Source organism: Caballeronia sp. GACF4 (assembly GCF_023631025.1).
Classification (GTDB): domain Bacteria; phylum Pseudomonadota; class Gammaproteobacteria; order Burkholderiales; family Burkholderiaceae; genus Caballeronia.
On record NZ_JALQDW010000015.1, the window covers coordinates 95366 to 111119 of the forward strand.

General features: G+C 62.7%; 13 protein-coding genes. 8 read left to right on the plus strand and 5 right to left on the minus strand.

Annotated features, from left to right (window positions below; genetic code table 11):
* Window positions 1-103: 103 nt before the first annotated feature.
* Window positions 104-1012 (minus strand): choline sulfate utilization transcriptional regulator, encoded by a 909-nt coding sequence (locus NCR40_RS14400; RefSeq protein ID WP_250509785.1) that lies wholly within the window; start codon window positions 1010-1012, stop codon window positions 104-106.
* A gap of 129 nt (window positions 1013-1141) precedes the next feature.
* Between NCR40_RS14400 and betC the strand changes: the two genes are divergently transcribed.
* Together betC and NCR40_RS14410 are read left to right on the plus strand one after the other, a co-directional pair.
* Window positions 1142-2677 (plus strand): choline-sulfatase, encoded by a 1536-nt coding sequence (betC, locus tag NCR40_RS14405; RefSeq protein WP_250509786.1) that lies wholly within the window; start codon window positions 1142-1144, stop codon window positions 2675-2677.
* A gap of 42 nt (window positions 2678-2719) precedes the next feature.
* Window positions 2720-3667 (plus strand): choline ABC transporter substrate-binding protein, encoded by a 948-nt coding sequence (locus NCR40_RS14410; protein WP_250509787.1) that lies wholly within the window; start codon window positions 2720-2722, stop codon window positions 3665-3667.
* Between the two features lie 10 nt (window positions 3668-3677).
* On the opposite strand, the gene NCR40_RS14415 is transcribed toward NCR40_RS14410, so the two are convergent.
* Window positions 3678-4994, minus strand: a complete 1317-nt coding sequence (locus tag NCR40_RS14415; RefSeq protein WP_250493052.1) for a glycosyltransferase family protein — start codon at window positions 4992-4994, stop codon at window positions 3678-3680.
* Between the two features lie 322 nt (window positions 4995-5316).
* On the opposite strand from NCR40_RS14415, the gene NCR40_RS14420 reads away from it, so the two are divergent.
* Window positions 5317-6501: a porin gene (locus tag NCR40_RS14420; RefSeq protein WP_250509788.1), complete on the plus strand. Its 1185-nt coding sequence runs from the start codon at window positions 5317-5319 to the stop codon at window positions 6499-6501.
* A gap of 11 nt (window positions 6502-6512) precedes the next feature.
* Here NCR40_RS14420 and NCR40_RS14425 read toward each other — a convergent pair whose 3' ends face one another.
* Complete coding sequence (locus NCR40_RS14425; protein WP_244829053.1) at window positions 6513-7478, minus strand: GlxA family transcriptional regulator; 966 nt, start codon at window positions 7476-7478, stop codon at window positions 6513-6515.
* A gap of 222 nt (window positions 7479-7700) precedes the next feature.
* Between NCR40_RS14425 and NCR40_RS14430 the strand changes: the two genes are divergently transcribed.
* The 4 genes from NCR40_RS14430 to NCR40_RS14445 are packed head-to-tail and all read left to right on the plus strand — an operon-like array spanning window position 7701 to window position 11093.
* Window positions 7701-8660, plus strand: coding sequence for a choline ABC transporter substrate-binding protein (locus NCR40_RS14430; protein ID WP_250509789.1), 960 nt, complete (start codon window positions 7701-7703; stop codon window positions 8658-8660).
* Window positions 8661-8683: 23 nt separating this feature from the next.
* A complete protein-coding gene (cdhC, locus tag NCR40_RS14435; RefSeq protein WP_244829055.1) occupies window positions 8684-9613 on the plus strand; it encodes a 3-dehydrocarnitine:acetyl-CoA trimethylamine transferase CdhC in 930 nt (309 codons plus the stop codon).
* A gap of 30 nt (window positions 9614-9643) precedes the next feature.
* Complete coding sequence (locus NCR40_RS14440; protein WP_250509790.1) at window positions 9644-10591, plus strand: L-carnitine dehydrogenase; 948 nt, start codon at window positions 9644-9646, stop codon at window positions 10589-10591.
* Window positions 10592-10604: 13 nt separating this feature from the next.
* Window positions 10605-11093 carry a thioesterase family protein gene (locus tag NCR40_RS14445; RefSeq protein WP_250509791.1) on the plus strand — a complete coding sequence of 163 codons (489 nt, stop codon included), beginning with the start codon at window positions 10605-10607 and terminating at the stop codon, window positions 11091-11093.
* On the opposite strand, the gene NCR40_RS14450 is transcribed toward NCR40_RS14445, so the two are convergent.
* On the minus strand, window positions 11033-13207 hold the full coding sequence (locus tag NCR40_RS14450; RefSeq protein WP_502800984.1) for a heavy metal translocating P-type ATPase: 2175 nt from the start codon (window positions 13205-13207) through the stop codon (window positions 11033-11035). The two genes, NCR40_RS14445 and NCR40_RS14450, sit on opposite strands and share 61 nt — an antisense overlap.
* A 163-nt stretch (window positions 13208-13370) precedes the next feature.
* Window positions 13371-14018 (minus strand): FMN-binding negative transcriptional regulator, encoded by a 648-nt coding sequence (locus tag NCR40_RS14455; protein WP_250509793.1) that lies wholly within the window; start codon window positions 14016-14018, stop codon window positions 13371-13373.
* Between the two features lie 249 nt (window positions 14019-14267).
* Here NCR40_RS14455 and NCR40_RS14460 point away from each other — a divergent pair, with 249 nt between their 5' ends.
* Complete coding sequence (locus tag NCR40_RS14460; protein WP_250509794.1) at window positions 14268-15731, plus strand: DUF1254 domain-containing protein; 1464 nt, start codon at window positions 14268-14270, stop codon at window positions 15729-15731.
* The last annotated feature ends 23 nt before the right edge of the window (window positions 15732-15754 follow it).

Below are 15754 nucleotides of genomic sequence, written 5' to 3' on the forward strand. Positions count from 1 at the left end.
TAAAGGTCGCCACGCCGCTCGTGCGGCGAACGTTATCGCTAGTAGAGCAAATGCGCGGGCACGACGGATAGAAGCGAAGCGCCGTCGCGCTGGTATGCAAGCGTCAGGCGATCACGTCGCATTCATCGAGCAGCCAGTTGCTGAACGCGCGCACGACGGCAGACGGCTCGCGTTGCGTGACGAGCACGTAGCCGCGATCAGTGACGAGCGGAGTATCGTCTAGCGCGATGAGGTGGCCTTTGGCGATGAGGTCATCGACGAGCGGCGCCCAGCCAAGCGCGACGCCCTGGCCCATTACGGCCGCATGCGTGACGAGCGCGTAACTGTTGAAGGTGAAGCCGCCTTGCGCCGGCGGCGCGCTCAGCCCATGCGCCTCGAACCAGCCGGCCCATGAAAGCCAGCGTTCGGGCAACGTAGCCTGCAGATGCAAGAGCGGCAAGTCGAGCAGATCGGCCGCCCTCGACGGCTTGTTGCGTGCCACGAGCGCCGGGCTGCATACCGGCACGACGCTTTCAGGAAAGAGCCGGATGGCGTGCGGCGAACTCCACTGCGCGCGCGAGCTGCCGAATGCGATCACCACGTCCGCCGGTTCGCCGTCGGCATCCGATACATTTTGCGAGGTGACGATCTTCACGTCGACATCGGGCATCAGCGCCTTGAATTGCGGCAGGCGCGGCATGAGCCAGTAAGTCGCGAAGCCGAAATCGGTCAACAGCGTGAGCGTGCGCTGAGCGTTACGCGCGCGAATCTCGCCGGTAGCCGTGCGGATGATATCGAGACCTTGACGGACCGCTTCGAAGAGACGCACGCCGTCTTCAGTCAAGGTGACGCCCCGGTGCCCGCGCTCGAAAAGCGGCACGCCGAGCGCTTCTTCGAGTTGCACCACGCGCTGGCTCACGGCGGGCTGTGTCGAGCCTAGTTCACGCGCGGCGGCAGTGAAGCTCGCGAGACGCGCGGCGGACTCGAACATCGAGAGCGCCTGCATGGGCGGTAGACGGTCCTGGCGCGGCATAAATCCCCCTTATGGGCGCATAACGATTTGCTCTCTTCACAGCGGCCATTTGAACGGCAATAGTCACATGAAGCGAACCCGCATCGCCATGCGCGTGTCCGCTGTCGATTCTATTCGAGGTATGCATTCATGCTTGAGACAAAACAAAATATCCTTATTCTCATGGCCGATCAGCTCACGCCGTTCGCGCTTGCGGCATACGGCAACGGAGTGACGAAGACGCCGTGCATCGACGCGCTCGCGCGTGAAGGCGTGGTGTTCGAATCGGCCTACTGCGCGAGTCCGCTCTGCGCGCCGTCACGCTTTTCGTTGCTCGCGGGTAAGCTGCCTTCGCAAATCGGCGCTTATGACAACGCGGCCGAGTTCCCTTCGGAGACGCTCACGTTCGCGCACTACTTGCGTGCCGAGGGATATCGCACGATTCTTTCCGGCAAGATGCATTTCTGCGGCGCGGACCAGTTGCACGGCTTCGAGGAGCGGCTGACGACCGACATCTATCCCGCCGATTTCGGCTGGACGCCCGACTGGGAGAATTTCGAGGCGCGTCCCTCGTGGTATCACAACATGAGTTCCGTGATCGACGCAGGTCCGTGCGTGCGCACGAATCAACTCGACTTCGACGACGAAGTGACCTTCACCACGCGTCAGAAGCTGTTCGATATCGCGCGCGAGCGCAATGCGGGCAAAGACGTACGACCGTTCATGATGGTCGCGTCGCTGACGCATCCGCATGACCCGTATGCCATTCCGAAAAAATACTGGGACCTGTATGGCGATGACGACATCGACATGCCTTCGTATCGCGATTCGCTCGAAGCCAGCGATCCGCATTCGCAGCGCCTGCGTCATGTCTGCGAGACGGATCGCACGCCGCCAACCGAGAGACAGATTCGCAATGCTCGCCGTGCGTATTACGGCGCGGTGTCGTACGTGGACGATCAATTCGCATCGATACTCGAAGCGCTGGAACAGGCGGGTCTCGCAAATGACACAACCATCGTCGTGACGTCGGATCACGGCGAGATGCTCGGCGAGCGCGGCCTCTGGTACAAGATGACGTTTTTCGAGGGCGGCTGCCGTGTGCCCTTGATCGTGCATGCGCCGAAGCGTTTCGATGCGCATCGCGTGAGCGCTTCGGTATCGCATCTCGATGTGTTGCCCACGCTCGTCGAACTTGCGCGCGGCGATGCGCCTTCAGCGTGGCCGGATAGCATCGACGGGCAAAGCCTCGTGCCACATCTCGCGGGCGCGGACGGCCATGACGAAGCCATCGGCGAGTTCCTCGCGGAAGGTGCAATCGCGCCTATCGTGATGATCCGGCGGGGGCGCTACAAGTTCATCCATACGAGTGTCGATCCCGATCAACTCTACGATGTCGCCGCCGATCCCCTCGAACGCAATAACCTCGCGAGCGATGCGCGGCACGCGTCGCAGGTCACCGCGTTCCGCGATGAGATCGCGCGACGCTGGGACCTGGAAGCGCTGCATCGCGATGTGCTCAAGAGTCAGCGCCGCCGCCATTTCCATTTCGCCGCGACCACGCAAGGTGCGATCCAGTCGTGGGACTGGCAGCCGCATGTCGATGCGAGCCAGCGCTACATGCGCAATCACATCGACCTCGATACGCTCGAAGCCATGGCGCGCTTTCCAGCGGTCGAGCGCTAGTCCCGCGCTAGTCACCAGCAACTCCAACGACAGGAACGCCCCATGAAAAAGCCCTTGTTTCATGCGCTCATTGTTGCCGCGCTCGTCGCCGTGGTCTCGCCCACATTCGCCGCCGATTCCTCGACCTGCACGCAGGTGCGCATGGCAGGTCCGGGATGGACCGACATCGACGCCACCAATGCGATGAGCGGCGTCATTCTGAAAGCGCTCGGCTACAGGCAGAACGTGGCGAACCTGTCTGTGCCGATCACGTATCAAGGCCTCAAGAACGGCCAGATCGACGTGTTCCTTGGCAACTGGATGCCGGCGCAGGCGCCGCTCGTGAAGCCGTTCATCGACGACAAATCGGTGCAGGTGTTGCGCGCCAATCTATCCAACGCGAAGTTCACGTTGGCCGTGCCCGACTATGTCGCCGCAGCCGGCGTGCATTCGTTCGCCGATCTCGCGAAGAACGCCGACAAGTTCGATGACCGCGTCTACGGTATCGAGCCGGGCGCGCCCGCGAATCAGAACATCAAACGCATGATCGACGACAAAGCCTTTGGGCTGGGCGGATGGAAGCTCGTGGAATCGAGCGAGACGGGCATGCTCACGCAAGTGGATCGCGCGGTGCGGGACAAGAAGTGGATCGTGTTTCTGGGCTGGGAGCCGCATCTCATGAACACCAAGTTCAAGCTCGCCTACCTCGATGGCGGGGATCGATACTTCGGCCCGAACTTCGGCGGCGCGACGGTCAACACGGTGGCTCGTAACGGCTACGAGCAGCAATGCCCGAACGTCGGCCGCCTGTTCAAGCAGATGGCGTTCAACGTAGATCTGGAAAACGGCGTGATAACCGACGTGCTGGAGAAGAAGACGCGCGTCGATACAGCCGCCACGGACGCATTGAAACGGCATCCGGAACTGCTGAAGACGTGGCTCGATGGTGTGACGACTGCGAGCGGCGGGAACGGCCTGGAAGCCGTTCAGACCGCGCTCGGGGTGAAGTGATCGAAAGCGATCAGTTGAGTTGCAAGCTGACGCGTTCCTGCTGCGACATCAGCATGGCGCGCATGGGCGACTGGATGGCGAGGAAGTGGACCATCAGGCTGGAAGGCTGCTGAAAATACCACGGCGTATTGATGCCGATGCAGTCCAGTCCGTCCTCGAGCGCCCAGTCGAGACGTTCGCGCAAGAGGTTTGCAATGATCGTCTGATCGCCGCCGTTCGCATACGTGCTCGACTTGTCGGGCGCGGCGCTCACGGCGCGATAAATCTCTTCGACGAACTCGACATTGTGGTCCGTGCGTTTGAAACCGAGCACGCCTGCATTGATGATCCAAGGACCGATGTCGTGCGCGGCGAGCAGATCGCGATTCGCGAAGAGCGGTTCGAGCGGCTTGGATTGATCGACGAAAAGAATGTCGGCATCGACCCACATGACCCATTCGTGATGCGGCAGATATTTGCGCAGGAACCATGGCTTGAGCCAGGTGCCCGTCGTGCCTGGTTCCACCTCGGCGGGCGTATCGCGATAGACGTAGAGCGTGTAGCCGTGACGCTCGCAATAACGCTTGAAGTTCAATTCGGCGATTGCGCCGTACTCGCGCACGTTAGCCGTGTAGTAGGTCACGAGCGCGATGGGCTGGCCGGGGTTGTAGACGCTGAAGGGTTCGGCGGGCACATTCGCATGGGCTGAAAAATCGAGCAGGCGCGCGCCTTTTTGCTGGCAATCGTTGATGTGCTCGGCGAGCGCGTTGCGAAAGCTCGGATGAATGTAGCCGTACATCTTCTCTTCGTCCATCACGATGGTCCACAGATTCGGATACGTAGCCCAGACAGGCGTGAAGCGTGGATTGCAGAACATGGCGCACGTGACACCACCGCGCTCGCCCATCGGTTCGATGACGTCGAGCGGGGCGAGCAAGGTTTCTTCGTCATCGGTTGCGCCGCCGATCTTGCATTCGCCGATGCAACGAACGATGAAGTTGCGAATGTCCTTCGTGTTACGCCAGACCTGCACGGCGGCCTGATGACTGCCCGTGTTGCCGTTGAGTGAAGGAAGCAGATGTTGCCTTCCTTCGGCCATGGGTTCGACGGGATACATGTTCAGCACGAGGCAGTCTTCGCTGAAGCAGACGAGCAAAGCCATTTCAGGCATCTGCCGCAAGTGATGCAGCACGAGTTCGTACTTGAGAAGCGTTCGTTGGGCTTTGCCCTGCATACCCGCCATGGAAACGGCGGTGTGCTCATAGCCCATGCGAGAGCTGTAGTGCTTGTGATTGGCAAGAACGTGAGGGGCGTCGACGTGGAAGATGCTCAGGCAGCGAGTGGTCATGTTCGATCAGTGGTTGATGCAGATGTTGCGATGTAGCGCTTTTTTACAGATTCAGAAGTATGGGTAGGGACAGAGGAATCCGATATCGGGCATGTCCGAAATAGAAGGGCTGCAAATGAGCGCGAGTCGCAACTGGACATGTTTGCGTCGCACCGGGTCGAGCCGTGGCTTATATGTGGCCTTACTTTTACGACGTTGGCGCACGCACGCCGATGCTTCGAAATGCAGCGTTTCAGCGGCAGTTTTCAGCACTTTCAGCAGGACACGACGAACGATCAGCAACCTTCAACGACACGACAATCCACAAGAAGAGGAGCAGCAGATGAGAAGAGGACATGCCGCACGAAGCGTTTCGAGACTCGCCCGCGGCCGTCGTGCCAGTCTTGCGGGACTCGCGCTCGCGGCGAGCGCGGCAGGCGCGCCGGCCCTATCGCACGCGCAGAGCAGCGTGACGCTCTACGGCATTCTCGATGCAGGCATCACCTATGTGAACAACACCGGTGGCTCGCATGTCGTGAAGTTCGACGATGGCGTGTCCTACGGCAACCGCATCGGCTTTCGTGGCGTGGAAGATTTGGGCGGCGGACTGCAGGCGATCTTCGCGCTGGAATCGGGCTTCCGCCTCGGGACCGGGCGCTATGCATTCGGCGGCGCGGAGTTTGGACGGCAAGCCTATGTGGGCCTCAAGAACCCGTGGGGGCAAATCTCGTTCGGTAATCAGCTCGATATGACCGAGGAGATGGTCTACCTCTACAACATCTCGGCATGGGGAAGCGGCTATGCCATCCACCAGGGCGACTTCGATCGGATGAACGGCGACCGCTTGCCGAACTCGGTCAAGTTCCTCTCGAACAATATCGCGGGCTTTACCTTCGGGGGCATGTATTCGTTCGGCAATAACGCGGGCGACTTTCATCGCAACAGCGCGTGGAGCGTGGGCGCGCACTATGCGGCCAACACCTTCAACGTGGGCGCGGCCTATACGCAATTGAACAACCCGTTCGGCATTTACGCGTTCGATCCCTACGCGATGATCGGCGCGCGCACGTTCTTGGGCCAGCCGACGGTATCGGTCGATCCGGCCACGGGCGCAGTCACGGACCTCTACAGCACGAATTCGTTTCCCGTCGACAAACAAGGCGCCTTTGCAGTCGGCGGCGCGTGGACGCTCGGCGACCTGATGCTCTCGGGCAACGTCACGTACACGACCATCAAGGGCCTCGGCGTGACCTCGCATATGCAAGTCTACGAAGGCGGCGCGTCGTATTCGTTCAGGCCGGATCTCGCGCTTTACGGCGGTTATCAGCACACGCGCTTCGAAGGCAATCACTGGAACCAGGGTTCGCTCGGACTGCACTATCTGCTTTCGAAGCGTACCGACGTCTATGTTTCCGGCGATTATCTGCGTGCGTCGGGTCCGATCGATGCCGTCATCGGTTATAGCTTCACGCCGTCGACTTCGAATACGCAGTCGGATGTGCGCATCGGCATGCGGCACTCGTTCTAGCGAGACGAAGATCATGCGGCGGCAGGCACGGCGCGCAACGCGCTGCGGTCCTGCCGCGGACTCGCATTGAAGCGCGCGCGATACGTCCGCGAAAAGTGCGACGGCGATTCGAATCCGCACGCGACACACACGGCGAGTATCGACATATCGGTTTGCTGCAGCAGCTCGCGTGCGCGCGTGAGACGCAGCCCGAGATAAAAATGCGTCGGCGTGTCCTTTAGCGCGGTGCAGAACAGGCGTTCGAGCTGACGTCGCGTGACGCTGATGGATTGCGCGAGCTCATCGGGCGAGAGCGGCTCTTCCATATGCTGCTCCATCACGCCGATCACCTGAATCAGCTTGCGATTGTGAATGCCATAGCGCGCCGCGATCTTCATGCGCTGATGGTCCGAGCGCTGCCTGATGCGCCCCAGCACGAACTGCTCCGACACTTGCGCCGCGAGTTCCGCGCCATGATCGCGCGCGATCAGATCCAGCATGAGGTCGATGGACGCAGTGCCGCCCGCGCACGTAATGCGCCGCGTGTCGATCTCGAACAACTCCTGGCTCGTTTCTATCGCGGGATAGCGCTCGGCGAAGGCCGCCGCCGCTTCCCAGTGCAACGTCGCGCGCTTGTCCGCGAGCAGGCCGGCTTCGGCGAGTATGAAGCTGCCCGTATCGATGCCGCCAAGCGTTGCGCCCGCGCGATCCAGCCGCTTCAACCACTCGCCGATGCCGCGTGTATAGCGCGCGAGCGGCTCGAATCCCGATACGACGAACACGGTATCCGCATGTGTCACGCTGTCGAACGCGCTTTCCGCATTCAGCGAGATGCCGTTGCTCGCGGCCACCGGCCCGCCATCGGGCGACAGGATATGCCAGCGATACAACTCGCCGCTGAAGCGATTCGCAACCCGCAAGGGCTCGATCGCCGACATGAAGCCAATGGACGAGAACTCGGGCAGCAGCAGGAAGTGGAAGTCTTGGGGAACGGGCATCGAATGGCGTGTGGCGCTTTGGACGAACGCTCCACGCTAGCAAGCACAAAAAGCCCGCGCAATCCGGCGTGGCCCGTATTCGCAGGCCTTTCTTCTAGCACGTCGCATGCGGTCAAGTCGCGGTCGCAAGCGGTCGTTCGTTCGCCTTTATGCGGCGTTACTTTTGATGCACGCCGGCACGACGAACCGGCATCCAATGAACCCTCACCGGAACAGCACGCCATGAGACATCGCCTGGTTTCGAAACTGCTCCTGACCGGCGTCTGTGCCGCGACCGCACTGACTCACGGCGCCTTCGCGCTTGCCGCCGATGATGCGAGCTGCCGCAACGTGCGCTTCGTGGATATCGGCTGGACCGACATCACGTCGACGACCGCGCTCGCTTCCGTCGTCTTCGAAGGGCTCGGTTATGCGCCGAAGACCACGGTCGCCTCCGTGCCCATTTCGCTCGCGGGTCTGAAGAGCAAGCAGATCGACGTGTCGCTCGGCTACTGGTGGCCGGTGCAGGAAAAGGCGGTCGAGCCGTTCCTCGAATCGAAGAGCATTCAGAAGCTCGATCCGCCGAATCTCTCTGGCGCGAAGGCCACGCTTGCCGTGCCGAGCTATGCGTATGACGCGGGCATCAAGTCGTTCGCGGATATCGCCAAGCATCGCGATGAGCTCGACGGCAAGATCTACGGCATCGAACCGGGCAGCAGCGCAAACGCCAAGATTCAGAGGATGATCGACACGAATCAGTTCGGGCTCGGCGGATTCAAGCTCGTGCAATCGAGCGAGGCGGGCATGCTGGTGACGGTGGAACGCGCCATTCGCGACAAGAAGCCGGTCGTGTTTCTGGGCTGGGAGCCTCATCCCATGAACATTCAGATGAAGATCAACTATCTCGCTGGCGGCGATGAAGTCTTCGGCCCCAACTATGGCGAAGCGCGCGTCTACACGCTCACGAATACCGATTTTCTCACACGCTGCCCGAACGCCGGCAAGTTCGTATCGAATCTCAAGTTCAATACCGATCTCGAAAACCGTCTCATGGAACCGGTGATGAACAAGGAACGCCCCGCCGAAGCGGCAAAGGCGTATCTCAAGAAGAATCCGCAGGTGCTCGATTCATGGCTTGCGGGCGTGAAGACCGTCGATGGCAAGGATGGTCTGCCAGCGGTGAAGCAATACCTCGGACTTTGAACTGAATAAGGACAAGCGCCACCATGAACCATGACGTGATCGTGACCTGCGCGGTAACGGGAGCAGGCGACACAACGGCCAGACATCCGGCAATACCCGTCACGCCCAGGCAGATTGCCGAAGCGGCTATCGAGGCCGCGCGTGCGGGCGCGACCGTGGCGCATTGCCATGTGCGCGATCCGCAAACCGGGCGCGGCAGCCGCGACCCGGCGCTGTATCGCGAAGTAGTGGATCGCATTCGTTCATCGGATGTCGATGTCATCATCAACTTGACGGCGGGCATGGGCGGCGATCTGGAAATCGGCGCGGGCGAAGAGCCGATGCGCTTCGGCAAGGGCACCGATCTCGTCGGCGGTCTCACGCGTCTTGCGCATGTCGAGGAACTGCTTCCGGAAATCTGCACGCTCGATTGCGGCACCCTCAATTTCGGCGATGGCGACTACATCTACGTCTCGACGCCCGCGCAACTCCGAGCCGGGGCAAAGCGCATCCAGCAGCTTGGCGTGAAGCCGGAACTCGAGATTTTCGATACCGGTCATCTCTGGTTCGCGAATCAGTTGCTGAAGGAAGGCCTGCTCGATGCGCCGCCGCTTTTTCAGCTTTGCATGGGCATTCCTTGGGGCGCGCCGCCCGACACGGGCACCATGAAGGCCATGGTCGATAACTTGCCGCCTGGCGCGCATTGGGCGGGCTTCGGTATCGGCCGCATGCAGATGCCGATGGTCGCGCAAGCCATGCTACTCGGCGGTCATGTGCGCGTGGGTCTCGAAGACAATCTGTGGCTCGATCGCGGCGTGCATGCGAGCAACGGTTCGCTCGTGCAGCGCGCGGTGGAGATCATCGAACGTCTTGGCGGACGCGCGCTCACGCCGGCGGAAGGGCGTCGCAAGCTCGGTTTGCCGGCGCGCGGCGAACGCTTGCTGGAGCGTCGCGCGCTCGGGCAGTTGGCATAGGATCAGGATCACTACAATCGGATGGACGATATGCAAGTCAGGCAATTCGCCGCGCTCGGCGCGGGTGTGATCGGCAGCGGCTGGGTGGCGCGCGCGCTTGCGCATGGGCTAGATGTCACCGCGTGGGACCCGGCGCCTGGCGCTCAAGCGCAGTTACGCGCGAACGTCGCCAATGCGTGGCCGGCGCTGGAACGCGTGGGACTGGCGAAAGGCGCGTCGCAGGATCGCCTGCGCGTGGTGGAAACTGTCGAGGAGTGCGTCGCCGATGCGGATTTCATTCAGGAGAGCGCGCCCGAACGCGAGGAACTGAAGCTCGCGCTGCACGAACGCGTGAGCCGCGCGGCGAAGGCCGATGCGATTATCGCGTCATCCACTTCGGGCCTTCTGCCCAGCGATTTTTACGCACGCGCCGTACATCCCGAGCGCTGCGTGGTCGGGCATCCGTTCAATCCGGTTTATCTTCTGCCGCTCGTCGAAGTGCTTGGCGGCGAGTTGACTTCCGGCGACGCGCTCGATACCGCGATGAGCTTCTACGCATCCATCGGCATGAGGCCGCTTCGCGTAAAGAAGGAAGTGCCGGGCTTTATCGCGGACAGATTGCTCGAAGCGTTGTGGCGCGAGGCGTTGCATCTGGTGAACGAAGGCGTGGCGACGACCGGCGAGATCGACGATGCAATTCGGTACGGCGCGGGCATTCGCTGGTCGTTCATGGGCACGTTCCTGACCTATACGCTGGCGGGCGGCGAAGCGGGCATGCGACACTTCATGCAGCAATTCGGCCCCGCGCTCGAATTGCCATGGACGAAGCTCGTTGCGCCGACGCTCACCGATGAACTCATCGACCGCGTGGTGGACGGCACGTCGCGGCAGACGAACGGACGCGGCATCAAGGAACTGGAGCGGTATCGCGACGACTGCATCACGAGCGTGATCGAGGCGATTGCGCAGGCGAAGGCACGGCACGGTATCGAAGACTAACGGGGCGAGATTCATGAGCACGATTTATCGCGACACCGTGAAGGCCGAATGGGTCGATTACAACGGCCATCTGCGTGACGCGTACTACATGCTGATCTTTAGCCTCGCGACCGATGCGTTCATGGACGGCATCGGTCTGGACGACGCGGGCAGACGCGCGCGGCAGCGCACGCTCTACACGCTCGAAGCCCATGTGAGCTATCTGCGCGAGATCAAGGAAGGCGCGGCGGTGCGAGTGGACGCGTGGGTTGTCGCGCGCGACAAGAAGCGCGTGCATCTTTATCTAGAGATGTTCGAAGCGGACGAGGCGGCGCCGGTATCGGCATGCGAGCAGATGATGATGCACATCGATTCGAGCGGCGCGCCGAAGTCGGCTTCGTTCGATGAAGACGTGGCGCGAAGTATCGATATGCACGCGGTGATTGCCCCGTGCGATGCGCGTTATGCGGGGCGGGTGATTGGTTTGCCCGCGCGTTCCGCTGGCACCTCGGTTCCCGCCTGAGCACGCCAGCGCCGCAACAACAACGCGTTCGCCACCACGCTCACGCTCGAAAACGCCATCGCCGCGCCGGCGAACATTGGGTCGAGCATGCCGAATGCGGCAAGCGGAATGCCGATCAGGTTGTACACAAACGCCCAGAAAAGATTCTGCTGAATCTTGCGATACGTCCGGCGCGAAATGTCGATGGCATCCGCCACGAGCGCCGGGTCGCCACGCATGAGCGTGATGCCCGCCGCTTCGATCGCCACGTCCGTGCCGCTGCCCATCGCGATGCCGACATCGGCGGCGGCGAGCGCGGGTGCGTCGTTGATGCCGTCGCCCGCCATCGCCACGATGCCGTGGTTCGATGCCTTCAATTCCGCGATCACGCGCGCCTTGTCCGCGGGCAAGGTCTGCGAGAAAACCAGCGCCGACGGAATGCCCAGCGCGCGCGCAACCGCCTGCGCGCTACCCGCGTTATCGCCCGTAACGAGCGCGGCCTTCACGCCCAGTTGCGCGAGTCTTTCGATGGCGGCCCGCGCCGTCGGCTTGATCGTGTCGCCGAACGCGAGCAGGGCGAGGACGGTCGCCTTGCCGTCAGCGCGGTCCAAGAGCCATGACACCGTGTTGCCCTGCGCTTCGAGGTTGCGCGCCTCGACGGCAAGCGCTTCGGGCACGGCCGCATGCAATTCCTCGACCCAGCGCGCACTGCCTATCGCCACGTTGCGCGCGCCGATGAAAGCCTCCGCGCCGCGTCCGGCAATTGCTTTCGCCGACGTCGCCTCGTATCGCGCAATGTCCGGCGTGCTATCGGCGAAACCGACTACCGCTTTCGCCAATGGATGCTCGCTCATTCTTTGCACCGCCGCCGCCAGCGCGAGTGCTTCCGCGCGCTCGAATCCCGGCGCGGCTTCGAACGCGACGAGACTCGGTTGGCCGGCCGTCAGCGTGCCGGTCTTATCGAACGCAACGACGCTAATGGCATGCGCCTGTTCCAACGCCTCCGCGTCCTTGATCAGGATGCCGTGACGCGCCGCGACGCCCGTGCCGGCCATGATGGCGGTCGGCGTGGCGAGGCCGAGCGCGCACGGGCAGGCGATCACGAGCACGGCGACCGCGTTGAGCCAGGCGGTCTCGGCATCCGCGCCATGCAGAAGCCAGCCCGCCAGCGTGATGAGCGCAATTACCAAAATTGCCGGCACGAAAACGGCGGACACGCGATCGACCAGGCGCTGGATCGGCGCTTTTTCCGCTTGCGCCGATTCGACCAGCCGGATGATCCGCGCGAGCGTCGTTTCCGCGCCAATGGCCGTCGTTTCGATCGCGATCACGCCTTCGCCGTTGATCGATCCGCCCGTCGCGCGCGCGCCCGGCTCTTTCGCAACCGGCAGACTCTCGCCCGTGATCAGCGATTCGTCGACATGCGTGCGTCCCTCGCGCACGATGCCATCCACCGGCACGCGCTCGCCCGGCCGCACGATGGCGATGTCGCCCACGCGCACATCGGCGAGCGCAATCTCGCTTTCATGCGAAGGATCGGCGCGATCGCGCACGCGCGCCGTGGTCGGACGCAGCGCGTTCAGGGCGCGGATGGCGTCGGTGGTCTGGCGTTTGGCGCGCGTCTCCAGCCATTTGCCAAAGCGCACCAGCGTGATGACGACCGCCGATGCCTCGAAGAACAGATGCATCGGCATGCCGCCGTGCGCGAACATCTGATAGACACTCAGCGCCCACGCCGCCGATGTCCCCAGCGCCACGAGCAAATCCATGTTGCCCGCGAACGCCCGCAGCGCGCGATAACCGCCGACGTAGAAACGCGCGCCGAAGCCAAACTGGACGATGCTCGCGAGCGCCAGTTGCAGCCACGGCGAGAGCGCTGCGCCGAACATCGGCGCAAGCAAGGGCAGCGTGACGAGCGCGCTCGCGACCACCGCGACGAGTTCGGCATCGAGCGCTTGCGGCGTTTTCGCATCGACAGGCGGCGCGTCTGGCTCGACCTTCGCCGCTTCGTAACCGGCTTTCGTAATGGCCGCGACCAGTTGTTGGTCGGTGACGGCATCGTTCGTATGGACGGTGGCTTTTTCGGTCGCGAGATTCACGGCGACCGATTCCACGCCCGGCACGCGTCCGAGCATTTTCTCGACGCGCGCGACGCACGACGCGCACGTCATGCCGCTCACGGCGAATACCGCGGTTCTGGTTTGATTGACTGGTGCCGATGACATGATGAAACGCTCCTTCTGGCCACGCATGAAGCCAGTATCGACCTTCCAACGATTGGAAGGTCAAGAGCGCATTTCAGTCGCGAGGCGGTTCGATCGAGCCGAACATGGCGTCGGCGAGCGCGCCGGCTTCCTCACCGCCGCGCTGACGCAAGCCCTCGACCGTGCCGATGCGGTCTGCTTCAGCCTTGTTCTGCGAAAGCTTTGCCTTGCCGACCAGCCGCGTCACCTCGATTTCGATGCCGACGATCGCGCCCAGCAATTGATCGATGAAATCGCGCGGAGCGTCGCCCATTTTCCACGGCATTGCTTCGCCCGCTTCCATCTTGCGCGTGAGTTTCGCAACGACGCCGCGCACGTAGGCTTCGTCGTCACGCACGGTGATTCGGCCATGCGCATGCACGACGAGGTAATTCCACGTCGGCACTTGACGGTGGGTCTCCTGCTTGCTCGGATAGAAAGTCGGCGAGATATAACCTTCCGCGCCCTGAAAGATCACCAGCACGTCCTCGCGCGCCCCGACTTCGCGCCACACGGGATTTGCACGTGCCACGTGCGCGCGCAAGGTGCCGTGTTCGCCGATGGCGGGATCGAGTTCGAAAGGAATGTGATTAGCGTCGAGCCCATTCGGGCCATGCGTGACCAATGCGCCAAAAGGATGCGCGGCGATCAGCGCGCGTAGGGCTTCCGGGCGGTTTTCCTCGAAATGGGCGGGAATATACATGCGTCGGACTCGTTCGAAAGGTTCCAAAACATTCATGTTACGCGATGCCGTGAAGCGAGTCTCGACGAGTGGTCAGACGTATTTGCGCGACGAGTAGCGCCTTTTATGCGTGTTGTCTTGCCTATCATCAGCGGATACGTTAAAACCCCAATTTCGAGATCGAATTTTCGGCGCGCTACCTCGGGGATCAGGACGGCGGCGGGCTGCTCGTCTGCGAACCCATCGAAATAAAACCGGATTTCCATTCGAATGAATAAGCACCGACGCTGGACGCTTCCGCTCAACGCCGCTTTATGGGTCAGCACGAGCCTTTCTGCCGCGGCCTTGCTCGCCGGCTGCGCGGGAACCGCGACGCCCGAGGCGGCAAATACGGGCGGCTGGGTGAAAAACCAGGTCGTCGATGCCTACACGTTCGGCTTTCCGCTCGTCGCGTCGGACATCGCGCGGGAACGTGCAAGCGGGGCGGCGCGGCCGGGTCAGGCGCCGCTCAACACGTTCCGCCACGCCATCGCGTTGCCGCCCGCGGGCGCGACCGGCTGGCCGAGCGTCGATACGCTCGATTCCTCCGCGTGGCTCGATGTCTCCGCCGATCCCGTGATCGTGACCGTGCCCGCCGCGCCGCGCGCACGCTATCTCGATACCCGCGCGTTCGATGCATGGAGCAACGCGCTGTATTCGAGCGCGGACACGACGCCGTTTCCGAAGGCGCAGCTCATCGCCTTCGTGCCCGCCGGCTTTACGGGCACGCTGCCCGCCGGTGCAACGCGCGTCGAAACGCGCACGCGCTACGTCTGGCTTTCGGTGCGCGTGCGGGTGAACGGCATGCGCGACGTGCGCGAAGTCAGAAAGCTGCAGACGTCGATGCGCATCGATACGCTTACGCCCACCAAGGGCTCGCTCGCCGATCCTACTTCGACCGTGACGGGCGCGTGGCCGGGCAATGCCACGGGCCAGACGCCTAGCGTGCCGCCTTTGCCGAGCGCGGCGCCGACGGCATCGCCCGGCGCGCAGGCCGAAGCGCTCGATGCCAACGCGTTTTTCGCGCGCCTTGCCCGCTCGCTCGACGACAATCCGCCCGCCGCCGACGATGCGCCCGCGATGTCCCGCCTCGCCGATCTCGGCGTGAAGCCGGGCGAACCGGTGCAGTTCAAGAAGGCCGATGCGCCGCTTCTGGCGTCCGGTGTCGCGGATGGCCGCGCGCATCTCGCGACGGCGCCATCGAACGCGATCACGAAGAACGGCTGGACGTGGTTCGGCGACGATGTCGGCAACTACGGCACGGATTACATTCTGCGGGCTTATCTCGCGCGCCATCAGCCGTTTTCGGGGACGAAGGCGGGCGAAGCGAAGCCGGTTGCGCGCGTGGACAGCGACGGCCATCCGCTCAACGGCGCGAACACCTACGTGCTGCACTTCGCGCCGAACCAGTTGCCGCCGGTGCGCGGTTTCTGGACGCTCGCGGCCTACACGAAGGATGGCGCGTTCGCCAACGGCAAGCTGCCGCGTCTGTCGCTAAGCGACCACGACCGCCTCAAGAAAAACCGCGACGGTTCGGTCGATGTCACCGTATCGGCCGAAGCACCGCCGCGTGCGCGCGCATCGAACTGGCTGCCCGCGCCCGACGGCGACTTTCAGCTGACGATGCGCCTCTACGCGCCCAAACCGCAGGCAAGCGACGGCACGTGGACGCCGCCGGCCGTCGAACGGCAGTGAAGCATTTGATGAACGTTTGCGCG

Bases quoted from the DNA above. Each gene is read 5' to 3' on its own strand.
- NCR40_RS14425 (WP_244829053.1), bottom strand. From the start codon at position 7,478: ATGCCCGTTCCCCAAGACTTCCACTTCCTGCTGCTGCCCGAGTTCTCG.
- NCR40_RS14455 (WP_250509793.1), bottom strand. From the start codon at position 14,018: ATGTATATTCCCGCCCATTTCGAGGAAAACCGCCCGGAAGCCCTACGC.
- NCR40_RS14460 (WP_250509794.1), top strand. From the start codon at position 14,268: ATGAATAAGCACCGACGCTGGACGCTTCCGCTCAACGCCGCTTTATGG.
- NCR40_RS14400 (WP_250509785.1), bottom strand. From the start codon at position 1,012: ATGCCGCGCCAGGACCGTCTACCGCCCATGCAGGCGCTCTCGATGTTC.
- NCR40_RS14450 (WP_502800984.1), bottom strand. From the start codon at position 13,207: ATGCTCGGACGCGTGCCGGGCGTGGAATCGGTCGCCGTGAATCTCGCG.
- betC (WP_250509786.1), top strand. From the start codon at position 1,142: ATGCTTGAGACAAAACAAAATATCCTTATTCTCATGGCCGATCAGCTC.
- NCR40_RS14415 (WP_250493052.1), bottom strand. From the start codon at position 4,994: ATGACCACTCGCTGCCTGAGCATCTTCCACGTCGACGCCCCTCACGTT.
- NCR40_RS14440 (WP_250509790.1), top strand. From the start codon at position 9,644: ATGCAAGTCAGGCAATTCGCCGCGCTCGGCGCGGGTGTGATCGGCAGC.
- NCR40_RS14430 (WP_250509789.1), top strand. From the start codon at position 7,701: ATGAGACATCGCCTGGTTTCGAAACTGCTCCTGACCGGCGTCTGTGCC.
- cdhC (WP_244829055.1), top strand. From the start codon at position 8,684: ATGAACCATGACGTGATCGTGACCTGCGCGGTAACGGGAGCAGGCGAC.
- NCR40_RS14420 (WP_250509788.1), top strand. From the start codon at position 5,317: ATGAGAAGAGGACATGCCGCACGAAGCGTTTCGAGACTCGCCCGCGGC.
- NCR40_RS14445 (WP_250509791.1), top strand. From the start codon at position 10,605: ATGAGCACGATTTATCGCGACACCGTGAAGGCCGAATGGGTCGATTAC.
- NCR40_RS14410 (WP_250509787.1), top strand. From the start codon at position 2,720: ATGAAAAAGCCCTTGTTTCATGCGCTCATTGTTGCCGCGCTCGTCGCC.